Annotated in this window: 17 protein-coding genes and 2 tRNA genes; 3 read left to right on the top strand and 16 right to left on the bottom strand. The window is 61.6% G+C overall.

All coding sequences use genetic code 11. The annotated features are described in order from the left end of the window. Positions 1-113 precede the first annotated feature (113 nt). A tRNA-Pro gene (locus CFE42_RS00100) sits at positions 114-190 on the top strand. A 78-nt stretch (positions 191-268) separates the two neighbouring features. Here CFE42_RS00100 and CFE42_RS00095 read toward each other — a convergent pair. From CFE42_RS00095 to CFE42_RS00025, 15 genes are all read right to left on the bottom strand, one after another. After that, positions 269-700: a MerR family transcriptional regulator gene (locus CFE42_RS00095; RefSeq protein WP_004635992.1), complete on the bottom strand. Its 432-nt coding sequence runs from the start codon at positions 698-700 to the stop codon at positions 269-271. A 74-nt stretch (positions 701-774) separates the two neighbouring features. Then, positions 775-1,191: an integration host factor subunit alpha gene (locus tag CFE42_RS00090; RefSeq protein ID WP_004635994.1), complete on the bottom strand. Its 417-nt coding sequence runs from the start codon at positions 1,189-1,191 to the stop codon at positions 775-777. 78 nt (positions 1,192-1,269) lie between these two features. Next, complete coding sequence (gene pheT, locus CFE42_RS00085; protein WP_004635996.1) at positions 1,270-3,699, bottom strand: phenylalanine--tRNA ligase subunit beta; 2,430 nt, start codon at positions 3,697-3,699, stop codon at positions 1,270-1,272. A 63-nt stretch (positions 3,700-3,762) separates the two neighbouring features. Further along, entirely contained in the window at positions 3,763-4,791 is a 1,029-nt protein-coding gene (gene pheS, locus CFE42_RS00080) for a phenylalanine--tRNA ligase subunit alpha (protein WP_024541701.1), read from the bottom strand. A 147-nt stretch (positions 4,792-4,938) separates the two neighbouring features. Next, entirely contained in the window at positions 4,939-5,295 is a 357-nt protein-coding gene (gene rplT, locus CFE42_RS00075) for a 50S ribosomal protein L20 (RefSeq protein WP_004636001.1), read from the bottom strand. 28 nt (positions 5,296-5,323) lie between these two features. Then, positions 5,324-5,521 (bottom strand): 50S ribosomal protein L35, encoded by a 198-nt coding sequence (gene rpmI, locus CFE42_RS00070; RefSeq protein WP_004636003.1) that lies wholly within the window; start codon positions 5,519-5,521, stop codon positions 5,324-5,326. Between the two features lie 167 nt (positions 5,522-5,688). Next, on the bottom strand, positions 5,689-6,216 hold the full coding sequence (gene infC / locus CFE42_RS00065) for a translation initiation factor IF-3 (protein ID WP_103519417.1): 528 nt from the start codon (positions 6,214-6,216) through the stop codon (positions 5,689-5,691). A gap of 36 nt (positions 6,217-6,252) precedes the next feature. After that, on the bottom strand, positions 6,253-8,160 hold the full coding sequence (thrS, locus tag CFE42_RS00060) for a threonine--tRNA ligase (protein ID WP_004636008.1): 1,908 nt from the start codon (positions 8,158-8,160) through the stop codon (positions 6,253-6,255). A 382-nt stretch (positions 8,161-8,542) separates the two neighbouring features. Further along, positions 8,543-8,619 (bottom strand) — tRNA-Val (locus tag CFE42_RS00055). A 22-nt stretch (positions 8,620-8,641) separates the two neighbouring features. After that, complete coding sequence (locus CFE42_RS00050) at positions 8,642-10,867, bottom strand: bifunctional (p)ppGpp synthetase/guanosine-3',5'-bis(diphosphate) 3'-pyrophosphohydrolase (RefSeq protein ID WP_004636010.1); 2,226 nt, start codon at positions 10,865-10,867, stop codon at positions 8,642-8,644. A gap of 39 nt (positions 10,868-10,906) precedes the next feature. Next, positions 10,907-11,275: a RidA family protein gene (locus tag CFE42_RS00045; protein ID WP_004636012.1), complete on the bottom strand. Its 369-nt coding sequence runs from the start codon at positions 11,273-11,275 to the stop codon at positions 10,907-10,909. A 30-nt stretch (positions 11,276-11,305) separates the two neighbouring features. Further along, positions 11,306-12,175, bottom strand: coding sequence for an alpha/beta hydrolase (locus tag CFE42_RS00040; protein WP_004636014.1), 870 nt, complete (start codon positions 12,173-12,175; stop codon positions 11,306-11,308). Between the two features lie 144 nt (positions 12,176-12,319). Next, positions 12,320-13,099 carry a 3-hydroxybutyrate dehydrogenase gene (locus CFE42_RS00035; protein WP_004636015.1) on the bottom strand — a complete coding sequence of 260 codons (780 nt, stop codon included), beginning with the start codon at positions 13,097-13,099 and terminating at the stop codon, positions 12,320-12,322. Between the two features lie 22 nt (positions 13,100-13,121). Next, a complete protein-coding gene (locus CFE42_RS00030) occupies positions 13,122-13,757 on the bottom strand; it encodes a 3-oxoacid CoA-transferase subunit B (protein ID WP_004636018.1) in 636 nt (211 codons plus the stop codon). A 10-nt stretch (positions 13,758-13,767) separates the two neighbouring features. Then, entirely contained in the window at positions 13,768-14,469 is a 702-nt protein-coding gene (locus CFE42_RS00025; protein ID WP_004636019.1) for a CoA transferase subunit A, read from the bottom strand. A gap of 153 nt (positions 14,470-14,622) precedes the next feature. Here CFE42_RS00025 and CFE42_RS00020 point away from each other — a divergent pair, with 153 nt between their 5' ends. Continuing rightward, positions 14,623-15,168, top strand: a complete 546-nt coding sequence (locus CFE42_RS00020) for a LuxR C-terminal-related transcriptional regulator (protein WP_004636022.1) — start codon at positions 14,623-14,625, stop codon at positions 15,166-15,168. A gap of 13 nt (positions 15,169-15,181) precedes the next feature. On the opposite strand, the gene CFE42_RS00015 is transcribed toward CFE42_RS00020, so the two are convergent. After that, a complete protein-coding gene (locus CFE42_RS00015) occupies positions 15,182-15,967 on the bottom strand; it encodes an SDR family oxidoreductase (protein WP_004636023.1) in 786 nt (261 codons plus the stop codon). Positions 15,968-16,177: 210 nt separating this feature from the next. Between CFE42_RS00015 and CFE42_RS00010 the strand changes: the two genes are divergently transcribed. After that, positions 16,178-17,863, top strand: a complete 1,686-nt coding sequence (locus tag CFE42_RS00010) for an electron transfer flavoprotein-ubiquinone oxidoreductase (RefSeq protein WP_004636026.1) — start codon at positions 16,178-16,180, stop codon at positions 17,861-17,863. The last annotated feature ends 184 nt before the right edge of the window (positions 17,864-18,047 follow it).

Here is an 18,047-nt window from a genome sequence, read left to right as displayed (position 1 = left end):
GCGCAAGGACTTTCTCCACCGCTGCCATGAGCAACCCGCCCCCACGGCCCTTGCTCGAACTGCGAGCGAACTACTAGTCATCGGCGCCACGCCTCTGTTATACTTTCAGGCTTCGGGGCGTAGCGCAGCCTGGTAGCGTACCTGCATGGGGTGCAGGTGGTCGGAGGTTCAAATCCTCTCGCCCCGACCAAAACAAAAGCCCGCGTAACGGATCACGTTACGCGGGCTTTTTCGTTTCTATCTGCGCGCTTCTTATCTGCATATCGGCTTATGGCTTGTCGGTACGCAGCAATTCCAACACGGCCGACAACGCACGCCGCAAGCTCTGAACGTCAACCGAACCGCTTGCAGCAGCGGGCGCCGATGCCGCAACTTCCATCTCCGGCTCATCGGCCTCGACCGGCGACGCTGACGCGGCACCATGCCGCAACTCATCCAGCCGATTCCGCGCGCCGTTGATCGTGAAGCCCTGCTCGTACAGCAGCTCGCGAATACGCCGGATCAGCAGCACCTCATGATGCTGGTAGTAGCGCCGATTGCCGCGCCGCTTGACGGGCTTGAGCTGCGTGAACTCCTGCTCCCAGTAGCGCAGCACGTGCGGCTTGACAGCGCACAAGTCACTGACCTCACCAATGGTGAAGTAGCGTTTGGCAGGAATCGGCGGCAGGTTGACCCGCTCCGTGTGTTTATCGGCGGCCATACAGGGCTGAGCTACAGGGCTGGCGAAAGAGGCGGATTGAACAGACGGCGGCTGAACGAAATCACGTAGCAGAATTACCCGATGTCGACCGGCAGCGGCTCGACGCGCTCTTCAACGAGCGCCTTGAGCTTTTGGCTCGCGTGGAACGTAACGACGCGACGCGCGGTGATGGGAATGATCTCGCCCGTCTTCGGATTTCGGCCCGGGCGCTGCGGCTTGTCGCGCAACTGGAAGTTGCCGAAGCCAGACAGCTTGACGCTGTCACCCTGCTCGAGCGCCTCGCGAATCACGTCGAAAAACGCTTCGACCATGTCCTTCGATTCACGCTTGTTCAAGCCGACCTGCTCGAACAGCATCTCGGCAAGCTCGGCCTTGGTAAGCGTCGGCACATCCTGACCGCGCGCATCACGCGCGTCGGCCAGAGCAGACGAAGAGGAACCGAGCGAGTCGTCCAAGGAGGCTGCCAATGCAGGCGCGTGTTGATCGTTCATAGGATTCGCTTGGCGTATTCGATCCGAATGCGGAGGTTCGTTCGAGCTGTCTCTAGCGCAGTGCGGACGTCTGCGACGTCAGCCGCGCAGGCGCGCGCCGAATGCATCGCCGGCCGCTCGAATCAGTTGCTGTGTGGCGGCCTCGACAATGTCGTCCTGAAGGGTGCTGTCAGTATCTTGCAACGTAATTCTGAAGGCAAGGCTTTTCTCCTGCGCCCCAATGGCAGCCGTGGCGGCCTTCGGACGGAATTCATCGAACAGCACTACGCCCTGCAGATAACGCTGCCACGGCGCGCCGACAGCCGCTTTCTCAAACGTGTCGACCAGATCCTGCACCGCCACATCCTGCCGCACGACCAGCGCGATGTCGCGCGTCACAGCCGGCACACGCGGCACTTCCCGATACTTCGGCAGACCCACCGCGGTGATGGCGTCGAGCTCCACTTCCCACACCACCGGCGCAGTCGGCAAATCGTACTTCTGCAGCCAACGCGGATGCAGCTCACCAATCCAGCCGACGGCGCGGCCATTCAGCACCACGCGCGCGGAGCGTCCCGGATGCAGCGCGGGATGCTCAGCGCGCTCGAAGCGCGCCTCCAGCGGCCACAGCAGTGACTCGACATCGCCTTTCACATCGAAGAAATCAACCGGGCGTGTCTGCACGCCCCACTGCTCTTCCTTGGACGGACCATACGCAATGCCGCCCGCCATCATCGGCTGTGCGTAGCCGGCGATCGACAGACCACCGTCGGCGACGCCTGCATCACGGTGGAACACACGTCCCACCTCGAACAAGCGCACGCGCGAAGCCTTGCGGTTCACGTTGTAGCGCACCTTGTCGAGCAAGCCGCCGATGAGCGTGCTGCGCAACACCGAGTACTGGCTGGCAATCGGGTTCAGCAGCGGAATCGGATTGGTGTTGCCGGCAAAGTCGGCTTCCCATTCCGCCTCGACAAAGGCGAAGTTGACGACCTCGTGGTAATCGCGCGCGGCAACGGCGTGACGCACGTCGTGCATCGTCCGGCGTGCCTCGTCGGTCGGGCGCATCGCGCTCTCGGCCACGGGCGGCTTGGCGGGAATCCGCTCGAAACCATAGATACGGGCGACCTCTTCGATCAGGTCTTCCTCGATTTCCAAGTCGAAGCGGTACGACGGCGGCTCGACGATGAACACATCGCCGTCCACGCTGAACGTAAGGCCGAGGCGCTTGAACACGTCCGCCACGACGTCGTGCGACAGCGGAATACCGAGCACGCGCGCAGCACGTGCAACGCGCATGCGCACCGGCTCGCGCTTCGGCAAGTTGACGATCTGATCGTCGATCGGGCCAGCCTGGCCGCCGCAGATTTCGAGGATCAGCGCGCTGATGCGCTCGATGTGTTCAACGGTGGTCGCATAGTCAACGCCGCGCTCGAAGCGATGGCCCGCATCGGTCGAGAAGTTGTAGCGGCGCGCGCGGCCCTGGATGGCTTCCGGCCACCAGAATGCGGCTTCGACGTAGATGTTCTGCGTATCGAGCGTGACGGCCGTCTTGTCGCCGCCCATGATACCGGCGAGGCTTTCAATGGCCTGCTCGTCCGAGATCACGCCGACCTTTTCGTCGACGGTGATGGTGTCGCCGTTGAGCAGCTTCAGCTGTTCGCCAGCCTTGCCCCAGCGCACCGTCAGGCCGCCGTGGATCTTGTCCAGGTCGAACACGTGCGACGGACGGCCCAGCTCCAGCATCACGTAATTCGAAATATCGACCAGCGCAGACACGCTGCGCATGCCTGCGCGCTCGATGCGCGACACCATCCAGGCCGGCGTCTTTGCGTGTGCATTCACGCCGCGGATGATGCGACCCGAAAAGCGGCCGCACAGGTCCGGCGCCACAACCTTGACGGGCAGCCTGTCAGCCAGCGTCACCGCCACGGGCGCCATCGACGGCATCGTGATCGGCGCGCCCGTCAGCGCGGACACTTCACGCGCCACACCATGGATCGACAGGCAGTCGGCCTTGTTCGGCGTGAGCTTGATGATGAAGACCTGGTCGTCCAGATCGAGCACCTTGCGGATGTCCTCGCCCACCGGCGTGTCTTCCGGCAGGATCAGCAGTCCGCCGTGGTCTTCCGACAGCTTCAGCTCGCGCGCCGAACACAGCATGCCGTAGCTCTCCACGCCACGCAGTTTGCCGATCTTGATCTTGAACGGCTTGCCATCTTCGCCGGGCGGCAACTCGGCGCCGACCATCGCGCACGGCACCTTGATGCCCACCGACACGTTCGGCGCGCCGCAGACGATCTGCAGCAGTTCGCCCGTGCCGGCATCGACCTTACACACGTTGAGGCGATCGGCGTCCGGATGCTTGTTCACCTCGACCACATGGCCGACAACGATCTGCGAGAACGGCGGCGCAACGGGGTCGACCTCTTCCACCTCGAGGCCAGCCATCGTCAGGCGATGGGAGAGTTCATCCGTGGTGATCGACGGATTGACGAAACTGCGAAGCCAGGATTCCGGAAATTGCATGGCGCGACAGGAAAGAGAATTCGATTAACGGGGCGATGAAGTACCAGTGCGAGCGCTTGGCGCTTACGCGAACTGACGCAGGAAACGCACATCGCCCTCGAAGAACAGGCGCAGATCGTTGATGCCATAGCGCAGCATCGTCAGACGCTCCAGGCCGGAGCCGAATGCAAAGCCGATGTAGCGCTCAGGGTCCAGGCCCATGTTGCGCACCACGGTCGGATGCACCTGGCCGGAACCGGAAATCTCCAGCCATTTGCCGTTGCCGAACGCCATGTCGATCTCGGCCGACGGCTCGGTGAACGGGAAATACGATGGGCGGAAACGCACCTGGATGTCGTCGCGCTCGAAGAAGTTCCGCAGGAAATCGGTGTACACGCCCTTCAGATCGGCAAAGCTGATGTTGTCGGCAATCCAGAGGCCTTCGACCTGATGGAACATCGGCGAGTGCGTAGCATCGCTGTCGACACGGTATGTGCGGCCCGGCGCGATGACCTTGATGGGGGGGATACGGTCGAGATGCTTGTACTTCTCGACGTGCATGCGGGCATAGCGCACCTGCATCGGGCTGGTGTGCGTGCGCAGCAGCAGGAGCTTGTCTTCGCTGTCGCGACCGTCGATGTAGAACGTGTCCTGCATCGAGCGCGCCGGATGGTTGTCCGGGTTGTTCAGCGCCGTGAAGTTCATCCAGTCGGATTCGATTTCGGGGCCGTCAGCCACATCGAAACCGATCGAGCCGAAGATCTTGGCGACGCGCTCCCAGGTGTTCATCACCGGGTGCAAGCTGCCCTCGGCCACGTCGCGGCCGGGCAGCGTTACGTCGATCGCCTCGGCTGCGAGGCGTGCGTTCATCAGCGCGTCGGCCAACGCCTGGCGGCGGGCCGTCAATGCCTCTTCAACGCGGCTCTTGGCCTGGTTGATACGCGCGCCTTCGGTCTTGCGTGTCTCCGGATCGAGCTTGCCCAAGCCTTTGAGCAAGTCGGTCAGCACGCCGGACTTACCGAGAAAGCGTGCCTTCTCGTTTTCCAGCGAGGCGTTGTCCTCCACCGAGGCAAACGCATTTTGGGCATCGACGACGACTTGATCCAGATCCAGTGACATGGGAAGGCGAGCGAAAAAATTCGGGTGATTCGGGTCCGCGAAATGCGCGGAATAAAAAACGGGGCTCGGTGAGAGCCCCGTCAGGGTGATCAGCCGGCAAAGTTACTGGGCAACTCCAGCAGCCCGCCCGGCCGATCCAATTCAGGCGACGTTGGCTTTCACCTGGTTCACGATGGCAGCAAAAGCCACCTTGTCGTGAATGGCCATGTCCGACAGCACCTTGCGGTCCAGTTCGATGGACGCCTTCTTCAGGCCGTTCATGAACTTGCTGTAGGTCAGACCATGCTCGCGTGCGCCAGCGTTGATACGTGCAATCCAGAGCGCACGGAACACGCGCTTCTTGTTGCGACGATCGCGGTAGGCGTACTGGCCAGCACGCATGACCGCCTGCTTGGCGATGCGATAAACGTTATTGCGGCGGCCGCGGAAACCCTTAGCTGCGCTGATAACCTTCTTATGACGGGCCCGCGCTGTGACCCCACGTTTTACTCGAGGCATGAAATGCTCCTTTCGTAGTTAGTTAGGGTTAGGCGTACGGCATCATTGCGCGAACGGACTTCAGGTTCGTCTCATGGACGCCCTCGGTACCGCGCAGGTGACGCTTGTTCTTGGTGGTCTTCTTGGTCAGGATGTGACGCTTGAAGGCTTGGCCACGTTTGATCGTGCCACCAGGACGGGCAGTAAAGCGCTTGGACGCGCTTTTCTTCGTCTTCATCTTCGGCATGGAACAACTCCGTTTTTGACATGAAGCCAGGTGGACGGCTGGCGCCGACACTTGCAAGACCCGGGCTCACTTGTTGTATCGCGGCAGGCTTTGACACCTGCCGCGTCTTCCGACGTTTCCGTCTGGAACCTGCTCAGCGCGGCCGGAATCGCCCGGCCGCCACTGCATTACTTTTTCTTCTTGGGCGCCAACATCATCACTGCCTGGCGACCTTCCATCTTCGGCATCTGCTCAACCTGACCGAATTCCTCCAGGTCAGACTTGATACGCTCCAGCACGCGCATGCCGAGTTCCTGGTGAGCCATTTCGCGGCCGCGGAAACGCAAGGTCACCTTTACCCTGTCGCCATCCTCCAGGAAGCGCGTCGCGTTGCGCAGCTTGACGCCGTAGTCGTTGTCGTCGGTGCCAGGGCGGAACTTGACTTCCTTCACCTGGATCACCTTCTGCTTCAGCTTGGCGTCATGTGCCTTTTTCTGCTCCTGATACTTGAACTTGCCATAGTCCATCAGGCGGCAGACGGGCGGCTGCGCGGTCGGCGCGATCTCGACCAGGTCGACGTCTTTCTCTTCTGCCAGACGCAGGGCGTCGAACAGCTTGACGATGCCGAGCGCTTCTCCCTCAACCCCGGTCAGCCGGACTTCCGGTGCGCTGATCTCGCGGTTGATGCGGTGAGATTTCTCAGTAGCGATGTTGATGTCCTCAAAGAATCAAAAAAACAGGCCGTGCCCAGCTCATGACTTGTTGGCGAGATCGTTCTTCAGTCGCTCAACGAACGCCGACAACGGCATGGAGCCTAGATCGACGTTGCCACGGGCACGCACGGCCACCTGATTTTCATCCCGTTCTTTATCGCCAACCACAACCTGGTATGGGACCTTCTGCACGGAATGCTCGCGGATTTTATACCCAATCTTCTCATTCCGCAAATCGACGACCGCCCTAAATCCTTGTTTTTGCAGGGATTGCGCAACGGATTGTGCGTATTCGGCGTGCGAATCGGTGATGCTGAGCACCACGACCTGCACCGGGGAAAGCCACGTCGGCAGCGCTCCGGCATATTGCTCGATCAAGATACCGATAAAGCGCTCGAGGCTGCCAACGATGGCTCGGTGCAGCATGATCGGGCGATGGCGCGCGCCATCTTCGCCGACAAATTCAGCATCCAGGCGCTCCGGCAGGTTCGGGTCGACTTGGATCGTGCCGCACTGCCACTGGCGACCAAGTGCATCTTTAAGCACATACTCGATCTTGGGACCGTAGAACGCCCCCTCACCCGGCAGGTACTCAAATTCGCAACCCGACGCACGCAAGCCCTCCGCCAATGCCGCTTCGGCGCGATCCCAGCTTTCTTCCGTGCCGATGCGCTTGTCCGGACGCGTCGACAGCTTGTAAAGAATCTCGGTAAAGCCGAAATCCTTGTAGACCTTCTGCAGCAACGTCGTAAACGCCGTCACCTCGGCCTGGATCATGTCTTCCGTACAGAAGATGTGGCCGTCGTCCTGCGTGAAGCCGCGCACGCGCATGATGCCGTGCAAACCACCCGAAGGCTCGTTGCGGTGGCACGCGCCGAATTCGCCGAAGCGAAGCGGCAGGTCGCGGTAACTCTTGATGCCTTGCTTGTAGATGAGGATGTGGCCGGGGCAGTTCATCGGCTTCAGCGCGTATTCGCGCTTTTCCGATTCCGTGATGAACATGTTCTCGCGGTACTTGTCCCAGTGGCCGGTCTTCTCCCACAGGGTCTTGTCGAGAATCTGCGGCCCCTTCACTTCCTGGTAGCCGTTCTCGCGATAGACGCGGCGCATGTACTGCTCGATCTCCTGCCAAAGGGTCCAACCCTTCGGATGCCAGAACACCGTGCCGGGCGAGTACTCGTCGATGTGGAACAGGTCGAGCTCGCGGCCGAGCTTGCGGTGGTCGCGCTTTTCGGCCTCTTCCAGCATATGCAGATAGGCTTCCTGGTCTTCCTTCTTGGCCCAGGCCGTGCCGTAGATGCGCTGGAGCATCTCGTTGTTGTGGTCGCCACGCCAATAGGCGCCCGCCACCTTCATCAGCTTGAAGACTTTCAGTTTGCCCGTGGACGGCACGTGCGGGCCGCGGCAGAGGTCGACGAAATTGCCCTCGCGGTACAGGCCAATCTCCTGGTCCTCCGGAATGGAGGCGATGATCTCGGCCTTGTACTTCTCGCCCATGCCCTGGAACAGCTTGACGGCGTCGTCGCGGCTCAGCACTTCCCGCGTGACCTTCTCGTCTTTCTTGGCGAGTTCGCCCATCTTCTTTTCAATGGCAACAAGGTCATCGGGCGTGAAGGGGCGCTTGTAGGCGAAGTCGTAGTAAAAGCCGTTCTCGATGACCGGACCGATGGTGACCTGCGCATCCGGATACAGCTCCTTGACGGCGTAGGCCAGCAAGTGCGCCGTAGAGTGACGGATCACGTCGACGCCGTCGGCGTCCTTGTCGGTGATGATGGCGAGCTTGGCATCATGATCGATCGTGTAGCTCGTGTCGACCATCTGGCCGTCCACGCGGCCCGCCAGGGCTGCCTTGGCCAGGCCTGCACCGATGCTTTGCGCCACTTCTGCGACAGTCACCGGGCCGGGAAACTCACGCCGGGAACCATCCGGCAACGTGATTGCGATCATGCTTGCTCCTGTGGAGTCACCGTCGCGCATTTCAGGTTTCAGAGATGCACAGCGGTCGTTATTCTGTCGTGCGCCGCGCCAAGTCAGCGCAGCAGGTTGTCGAATCGAATGCTTCGAAGCGCTTTCAGCTTGATCGCCACGCGTGACACGAAACTGCGGACGAAAAAAAACGCGGCCAAGGCCGCGTTTTCATTTGCGCTATCCACCGCTTGGGCAGACCGCAAAGGGCGAAAAACGCACCTTGACTACTGTCGCTCCGAAGCGGTTGTAGTTCGCGGTGCCTGAATCATATTTCGCCTTGTGTTCTGTTGTACGGGACAAACCCGGGAATTGCGAGGATGACGGCTTGGACACCCTACCCGACGCGTCCTGCCAAATGCGTTGGTAGGCTCGATTGGACTCGAACCAACGACCCCCACCATGTCAAGGTGGTGCTCTAACCAGCTGAGCTACGAGCCTGCCGAAGAACGAAACTATACCGTCACTTCCTTCGGGCTGTCAACACCCCCTGCACTTCTTCGATCAAAGTCAGCGCGCGCTGCAGCTGTGTCGCCTCTGCCACCTCCGCGGTGAACTGCATTTTTGCGACGCCTTTGCTCGACAGCGTGCGCACGCCGGTCACGTTGATCTTCTCGCGCGAGAGGATTTCCGAGATGTCACGCAACAATCCCTGCCGGTCCAGCGCCTCGACCTGGATGTCGATCGGATAGACCGAATCGCTGCGCTGGCCCCATTCCGTCTGGATCACACGGCCCGGCGCCCGGGCAGCCAGTTGCTGAAAGGTCGCGCAGCTCTGACGGTGGATCGATACGCCGCGCCCACGCGTGACAAAACCAACGATGGGGTCCGGCGGTGCCGGCTTGCAGCAACGCGACATCTGCGTGAGGAGCGAATCGACGCCCACCACGAGCACGCCGCTCTTGGCGCCACGAGCCACGCTGGTGGCGCGGCTTTTCTTGGTGATGGCCGCTTCGTCGTCGACGGGCGCGGGCGGCGGCGCCCCATCCGAGCGCAAAACGGCCTCGATGCGGCGCAGGCTCAGTTCGTCCTTGGCGACCACGGCATAGAGATCGTCCGATGTCTTGTAGCCGAGCTTGGCGGCCAGTTCTTCCAGGTTGACGGCGGTCTTGCCCTCACGCTGCAGCGTCTTGTCGATAAGCGCCCGGCCCTGCGCGAGCGTCTCTTCCAGTTCCATCGCGTTGAACCACGCGCGCACTTTCGTGCGGGCGCGCGGGCTGACAAGATAGTGCAGCTCGGTGTTCAGCCAATCACGTGACGGCCCGCCGTGCTTGACGGTAACAATCTCGACGGTCTGGCCGTTCTTGAGCGGCGTGTTCAGCGGCACCATCGTGCCGTCGACGCGCGCGCCGCGGCAGCGGTGGCCGAGATCGCTATGCAGGTAATACGCAAAATCGACGGGCGTCGCACCTTGCGGCAACGCGATCACGCGCGCCTGCGGCGTCAGCACGTAGATGTGGTCATCCAGCTCGGTGTGCTTGAGTTGCTCCCATGGGGAATCCTCGTGCGCGACGGTGTGCTCGGCATCGTCCTTCCAGGCGAGCAGTTGGCGCAGCCAGGCGATCTTCTCGTCGTAGCGCTCGCTGGCGGAGAACTGGCCGGCGTAGCCCTTGTTGCCTGCCTCCTTGTAGCGCCAATGCGCCGCCACACCGTACTCGGCAAAATGGTGCATCTCGCGCGTGCGGATCTGCACCTCCAGCGCTCGACCGTCGTCGCCGATCACCACCGTGTGCAGCGACATGTAGCCATTGGCCTTCGGACGCGAGATGTAGTCGTCGAATTCCTTCGGGATCGGCTGCCACATGTGGTGCACGAAACCGAGCACCGTGTAGCAATCCTTGATGTCGTCGACGATGACGCGGAAGGCGCGCACGTCGTACAGATCGGCAAAGTCGAGTTCCTTGCCGCGCATCTTCTTCCAGATGCTGTAGATGTGCTTGGGCCGCCCGCTGACCTCCGCCTGAATGCCGGCATCGTGCAAGGTCTTTTGGAGTTGTTCGATGGCCTGGCCGATGAACTTCTCGCGCTCAATGCGCTTTTCGTCCAGCAGGCGGGCGATGCGCTTGTAGGTATCAGGATCCTCAAAGCGGAAGCCGAGGTCTTCAAGCTCCCACTTCAGCTGCCAGATGCCCAGGCGGTTTGCGAGCGGCGCGTAGATATCCAGCGTCTCGCGCGCCATGCCTTCCGGCGCCGAGCGCTTCGTGTGCGCCAGCCAGCGCAGCGACTGCAACCGCGACGCCAGGCGGATCAGCACCACGCGAATGTCCTGCGCAAACGCGAGCAACATCTTGCGCAACGCTTCGACTTGCGCGCGGCGCGCTTCGGCTTCGTTCTTGCGCGTGATGCTGGCGTCGGTCGGACTGACGAGGCCGGCAATGGCGCCAATGCGCAGCAGTTGCCGCACCTCGTGCACGAGCTTGACGACCTCGGCCCCGAACGCGGGCTCGAGCGCCTTTTCATTGTCCATTGCCAGCGTGGGCAACAGAAACAGCGCGGCCGCCTGCAACGACGGCGTATCGACGCGCAGCCCTTCAAGGATGGCGATCGTGCCGCGCGCGTGCGACTCCAGCGGCTCGCCGGTCAGCGTGACGCTGTCTGCGGCATTCGCCACGAGGTATTCGATCGCCCGAGCGACCTGCTCTGCCGTCGATCCGGACCCCTCGGCCGGCCGTTCGGTCTTGTTCTCCATGATGCGTCCTGCTTGCGTCTCGCCTGTTGCGTGACGGGCTCAGCTTTTCTGCGCGGCCGTCACGACGATTTCGATGCGGTACTTCGGATTGGCCAGCGCGGCTTCAACGGTCGCGCGCGGCGGCGAGTTCTTGGAATCGGCGGCGACCCACTGGTCCCACACCTTGTTCATCTCGCCAATCTCGCTGATGTCTTTGAGGAAGATCTGGCACATCAGGATGCGCGTCTTGTCGCTGTCGTTGGCGGCCAGCACGCGATCAATGATGGCGAGCACTTCCGCCGTCTGCTCGGCAATGCCGGCGTCCAGCGTGGTCTCGGGCACCTGGCCGGCCACGTAGACGACGCCGTTGTAGACGGCCGCGTCGGAATAGCGATGTTCGACGTTGTAACGCTTCAGTTCAGTGCTCATCTTGCAAATCGAATAAGGTCAAGCAACCGGTCATTGACCGAGAAAGAATTTGCGGGCGATCGCCACCTGATCCGGCTGGATGAAAGTCGGCGCATGGCCCACATCGGGAATTTCCACCGTGTTCACATGTTGGCCGCGTTGCATCATGGCCTCGACGGTCTCGCGCGTCAGCAAATCGGAATGCGCGCCGCGTACCACCAGCACCTCGCCGGGAATCGCCTCGAACAGTTTCCACAGCGTGGCCTCGCCGGCCGCGACCATTTCGGGCGTGGTGTTCTTGAATGGCTCCGCCAGCCGCGGATCGTAATGCAGGATCCACTCGCCGCCCTGGGGCTTCAGGATCGCGGTATTCAACTCACGCCATTGCTCCGGCGTGTGGGGGCCGAATGAAGCGCTGATCGTTTTGAGGTATGCCAGCCCTTCATCGAACGTCTTGAAGCGGACGTTCAGTCCGAGGTAAGCGCCGATGCGCGTCAACGACGATTCCGTCACGCGCGGGCCCACATCGTTGAGCAACAGCTTGCGGATCGGCGATTTCGGCAAGCCTGCCAAGCCGATGCCGATCAGGCCGCCCATCGAGGTACCGAACCAGTCGACGGACTCGGCGTTCAGGCGCGCGAGCAACGTCACCATGTCGGACGCGTATTGCGGCAGCACATAGCCCTTCGGGTCGGCCAGCCAATCGGAGCGTCCGCGGCCCACGACATCCGGGCAGATGACGCGATAGTCGTTGCACAGCGCCTGCGCCAGCACATCGAAATCACGCCCGGTGCGCGAGAGGCCATGCACGCAAACGAGCACGCGCGGATTCTGCGAGTCGCCCCACTCGTGATACGCCATCCGGTGCAAGCCGGACGGACTCAGGCACTGCACGAAGGCAAGGCGCGGCGAAACTGGCATGAACAACTCCTACATGTGAATGACGGAGACAGCGAAGCCTGATTGTACGCGGGCCCGCAGGCATGCGGCGGCGCAGCAAACATTCACGCCGGCCAAAAACAAAAAAGCCTCGCCGCAGCGAGGCTTCTTCAGAAGCAGATCGGCTTACTGCGCCACCCAGCCACCATCCATGTTCCACGCCACGCCGCGCACCTGCTCCGCCGCGTCGCTGCACAGAAACACCGCCAGCGCGCCAAGCTGATCGGGCGTCACGAACTCACGCGAAGGCTGCTTTTCCATCAGCAGATCTGTCTTGGCTTCGAGCGCGGACAGGCCATCCTTCTCGGCGCGCGCATCGATCTGCTTCTGCACCAGCGGCGTCAGCACCCAGCCCGGGCAGATCGCGTTGGACGTGATGCCCGTCTGTGCGGTCTCCAGCGCCACCGATTTGGTGAAGCCGACGATACCGTGTTTGGCCGCCACGTACGCCGATTTCTGCGCCGATGCCACCAACCCATGCACCGATGCGACGTTGATGATGCGGCCCCAGTTCTTGCGCTTCATGCCCGGCACAGCAAGCCGCGTCGTGTGGAAAGCCGAGGTGAGGTTGATGGCGATGATGGCGTCCCAGCGTTCGGTCGGGAAATCCTCGACATTGGCCACATACTGGATGCCGGCGTTGTTGACGAGGATGTCCACGCCGCCAAACTCTGCGTCGGCATAGGCGAACATCGCTTCGATCTCGGCTGGCTTGCTCATGTCGGCGCCGTGATATCCGATGCGGATGGCATTTTTGCCCGCGGCCGCGATCTGCGCCTTGGGTGCTTCCACATCGCCAAAGCCATTCATGATGATGTTGGCGCCCTGCGCGGCCAGCGAACAGGCAATACCCAGACCAATCCCGCTGGTCGAGCCCGTGACGAGGGCGGTTTTTCCTTGCAGCATGCGTATCTCCGGAGGTCAGCGATTACAACAGGTTGACGCCAGTCTTGGCCTGGATCTCTTCGCGGGAAACGCCCGGCGCGGTTTCGATCAGCTTCAGTCCCTGCTCGGTCACGTCGATCACGCCGAGGTCCGTAATGATGCGATCCACCACGCCCACACCCGTCAGCGGCAACGTGCACTTGGGCAGGATCTTCATGTCTTCGGTGCCGTCCTTTTTCTTGGCGGTGTGTTCCATCAGAACGATCACCCGCTTGACGCCGGCCACGAGGTCCATCGCGCCACCCATGCCCTTGACCATCTTGCCGGGGATCATCCAGTTGGCCAGGTCGCCCGTCTCGCTCACCTGCATCGCACCGAGAATCGACAGGTTGATCTTGCCGCCGCGAATCATCGCAAAGCTCTGATCGCTGCCGAAGATGGCGCTGCCGGGCAGCGTGGTCACGGTCTGCTTGCCTGCGTTGATCAGGTCGGCATCCACTTCGTCTTCCATGGGAAACGGACCGATGCCCAGCATGCCGTTTTCGCTTTGCAGCCAGACTTCCTTGTCGCCGGTGTGGTTGGCAACCAGCGTCGGGATACCGATGCCGAGGTTGACGTAGAAACCGTCTTGCAACTCCTGGGCAGCGCGCGCCGCCATTTGGTCTTGTGTCCAGGCCATGTCGGTCTCCTTAGTTGGCTGCTCGGATGGTGCGCTTTTCGATGCGCTTCTCGGGCGTGGCATTCAGCACGATGCGGTGCACATAGATGCCTGGCAGATGAATGTCGTCCGGCGCAAGCTCGCCCACCTCAACGATCTCTTCGACCTCGACGATGCAGATCTTGCCGGCGGTTGCCGCAGCCGGGTTGAAGTTGCGCGCGGTCAGGTTGAAACGCAGGTTACCGGACTTGTCAGCCACCTGGGCTTTCACCAGCGCCACGTCGGGCACCAGCGAGCGCTCCATGACGTACGTCTGGCCGTCAAACTCGCGCAGTTCCTTGCCTTCGGCGACAAGCGTGCCGACACCGGTCTTGGTGAAGAACGCCGGGATGCCGGCGCCGCCAGCGCGCAGCTTTTCGGCCAGCGTGCCTTGCGGGGTGAATTCCAACTCGAGTTCACCGGCCAGATACTGGCGCTCGAACTCCTTGTTTTCGCCCACGTAGGACGAAATCATCTTTTTGATCTGGCGGGTTTCCAGCAGCAAGCCCAGGCCGAAACCATCGACGCCGGCATTGTTGGAAATGCAAGTGAGATTCTTGACGCCCGAATCGCGCAGCGCGGCAATCAGCGCTTCCGGAATACCGCACAGGCCGAAGCCGCCCACGGCGATGGTCTGGCCGTCCCTGACGACGCCCGCGAGCGCCTCGCTGGCGCTGGCGAAGATTTTGTTCATGCGTGCTCCTTCCTTGGTGGTCCAACGAATCCGGCTCGGTTTTGACCGCACGCACACTTGAGGTTTGTGCGGTGCAGCGCCGGAAAATAGTAACGATACAATCTGGCGAGAATACGCAAGCGTCGCGCGACGCAGCAATACGTACGAATACATATGCCCGCCCTCGACTATCAGACTGCGTTCCAGCTTGCCCCTGTCGGCATGGTGATGTCCCGCGAGCGGGTGATGCTCGACGTCAATGACGAAGCCGCTCGCATCTTCGGCCACGCGCGTACCACCATGATCGGCCAATCGTTTGAACTGCTGTATCCAACGCACGACGAATACGAGCGCACTGGCGCGCGCATCATCCCCGTCATGAATGCGCGCGGCAGCTATTCTGACGAACGCATCATGAAGCGCGCCAACGGTGAACTGTTCTGGTGCCACGTCACAGGCCGCGCGCTGGACCGTGCCAAACCGCTGGGCGAAGGCATCTGGACGTTCGAGGATCTGTCAGCGCATCGCCCCGTTACAGCAGCGCTCACGCCGCGCGAACGCGACATCGCCGCGCAGCTTGTTGAAGGCAAGACCAGCAAGCAGATCGGCAAGCAGTTGGAGATCAGCCCGCGCACGGTTGAAATCTATCGCGCGCGGCTGATGAAGAAGTACGCCGCCAACACCTCGCTCGAACTTGTGCAGCGGCTGATGGGGCATTGAGGCCGCCGAAGCGTTACACCATGCCGTCGTCGGCGTTGATGACGGCACCGTTGATGAAGTCGGACTGATCCGACGCCAACAGCAGAATCAGCCCATCGAGGTCTTCCGGCTTGCCGACGCGCTTGCGCGGCAGCATCTGCACCAGCTTCTGGCCAGGTTCGGTTTCCCAATGGTGATGATTGATTTCGGTGTCGATATAGCCCGGGCAGATCGCGTTGGTATTGATGCCGTAACGGCCCCACTCCAGCGCCATGGCCTTGGTCATGTGCACCACAGCTGCCTTGCTCATGCAATACACGCCAATCTGCGACAGCACCTTCAGCCCCGCCACAGATGCAATGTTGACGATGCGCGATTGCGGCAGCGGCGAGCCGTTCTTCTCCGCGCCCTTGGCCCGCGCAATCATGCGCTTAGCCGTTTCCTGCGCCACAAAGAAGGCGCCACGCGTGTTGGTATCAAATACGAAATCGAAGTCATCGGGCGTGACGTCCACCATGCGCTGCGTGGTCGAAACGCCGGAGTTGTTGACCAGGATGTCGATCGTGCCGGCTTCGGTTTCAGCGTGGGCGATGGCCGATCGGATGCTGTCCGGATCCGTCACGTCCAGGCGTACGACGTGGGCGCTGCCGCCCTTCGATTCGATGTCGGCGCGCAGTTCTTTCAGCCGTTCGACACGGCGCGAGGCCAGCACGACTTTCGCGCCGGCGGCCGCCAGCGTGTGCGCGAAACGCGCGCCCAGGCCGCTCGACGCGCCCGTGATCAGCGCGACCTTGCCTTCCAGATTGATCGACAAACCCATGATGCGTGATCCCCGTAGATTGGTTTGGCATGCGCCGGGCTGCTCGGAAGCAACATCGGCATGTGATTTGAGCGCAGCTTAGCAAAAAATCGAACGATCGTTCAGAAAATTCCCTTGCCGCATCCGGGCGTGTCCCGGACAATGCGGAAAATTCTAATGCAGCAATCCGTCATACCAATAAGCAAACGCCCTACAAGCGAAGAGACACTTATGAACCAGCAGCAGCTCCTCGAACAATACGGCCCGCGAGAGTCCATGGAGTATGACGTCGTTATCGTCGGCGGCGGCCCCGCCGGCCTGGCGACTGCGATTCGCGTCAAGCAACTGGCTGCCGAGACGGGCAAGGACGTGTCCGTCGTCGTGCTGGAAAAGGGTTCCGAGCCAGGTGCACACATTCTTTCGGGCGCTGTGATGGACCCGCGCGCCATCAACGAACTCCTCCCGAACTGGAAGGCCGACGGCGCCCCGCTCAACCAGGCGGTCACCGGCGACGATGTGCTCTTCCTGAGCGAAACCGGCTCCAAGCGTACGCCCGACTGGCTCGTGCCGCGCAACTTCCATAACCACGGCTGCTACGTGATCTCGCTGTCGAACGTGGTCAAGTGGATGGCCACGCAGGCCGAAGCGCTGGGCGTCGAGATTTTCCCGGGCTTTGCGGCAGCCGAAGTGCTGTATGACGACAATGGTGCCGTGCGCGGCGTTGCCACCGGCAACATGGGCATCGGCAAGGACGGTGAGCCGACCGAGAACTTCCAGCTCGGCATGGAGCTGCTCGGCAAGTACACCATCTTCGCGGAAGGCGCGCGCGGGCATCTCGGCCGCCAGTTGCTGGAGAAGTTCAAGCTCAACGCCGGCAAGGACCCGCAGACCTTCGCCATCGGTATCAAGGAACTCTGGGAAATCGATCCGGCCAAGGCCAAGCCCGGCCTCGTGGTGCACACCGCGGGCTGGCCGATGGAAGATGACACCTTCGGCGGCGGCTTCCTGTATCACCTGGAAGACAACAAGATCACGCTCGGCTTCGTGATTGGGCTGGACTACAAGAACCCTTGGATGAGCCCGTTCGAAGAGATGCAGCGCTGGAAGGCCCACCCCGCCATCCGCGCGCACATCGAAGGCGGGAAGCGCATCGGCTACGGTGCACGCGCCATCAACAACGGCACGCCGCAGGCGCTGCCGAAAACGGTGTTCCCAGGCGGCGCCCTGGTCGGTTGCGATGCAGGCTACCTGAACGCGGCGCGTATCAAGGGCAGCCACGCGGCCATTAAGAGCGGCATGATGTGCGGTGAAGCCGTGTTCGAAGCCGTGACAGCTGGCCGCTGCGCAGACGAGTTGTCGGCCTACCCCGCCGCCTTCGAACAGAGCTGGCTGAAGGAAGAACTGGACCAGTCGCGCAACTTCAAGCTGTGGTTCAAGAAGAGCCCGACACTGGGCAAGATCATGACCGGCATCGAACAGTGGCTGCTGCCCAAGATTGGCGTCAGCAACCCACCTTGGACGCTGCACGGCACGAAGTCGGACAACCAGTCACTCAAGCCGGCATCGGAATGCCCGAAGATCGAGTATCCGAAGCCGGACGGCAAGGTCACGTTCGATCGCCTGTCGTCGGTGTTCATCTCGAACACGAACCACGAAGAGAACCAGCCGGCTCACCTGACGCTGAAGGATCCGACCGTTCCGACGCGCATCAACCTGACGCAGTTTGCCGGCCCCGAGCAGCGCTACTGCCCGGCTGGCGTGTATGAGTTCGTCAAGAACGATGAGGGCACTGAGCGCCTGCAGATCAACGCGCAGAACTGCGTGCACTGCAAGACCTGCGACATCAAGGACCCGACGCAGAACATTGTGTGGGTCACCCCGGAAGGCGGTGGCGGGCCGAACTACGTCGGCATGTAAGCACCGGGCGGTCGCCCAACAAAAAAGACGGCTTGAAGCCGTCTTTTTTGTTGTCTGTGACCCGTCCTGAATAAGGTTGACACTTTTTCCCCGCCAGGGAGTGAGGGTCAAGATGGAAGGGCAGAAGAAGCGAACGCAGAGGGACTACACGCTGGCTTTTAAGTTGGCAGTGGTTGAGCAGGTG

The sequence above is a fragment of the Ralstonia sp. PBBBR1 genome (genome assembly GCF_002256165.1).
GTDB classification, from domain to species: domain Bacteria; phylum Pseudomonadota; class Gammaproteobacteria; order Burkholderiales; family Burkholderiaceae; genus Ralstonia; species Ralstonia thomasii.
The sequence above is the reverse complement of the archived record's forward strand: the minus strand, read 5'-3'. Positions and strand labels throughout refer to the sequence as shown.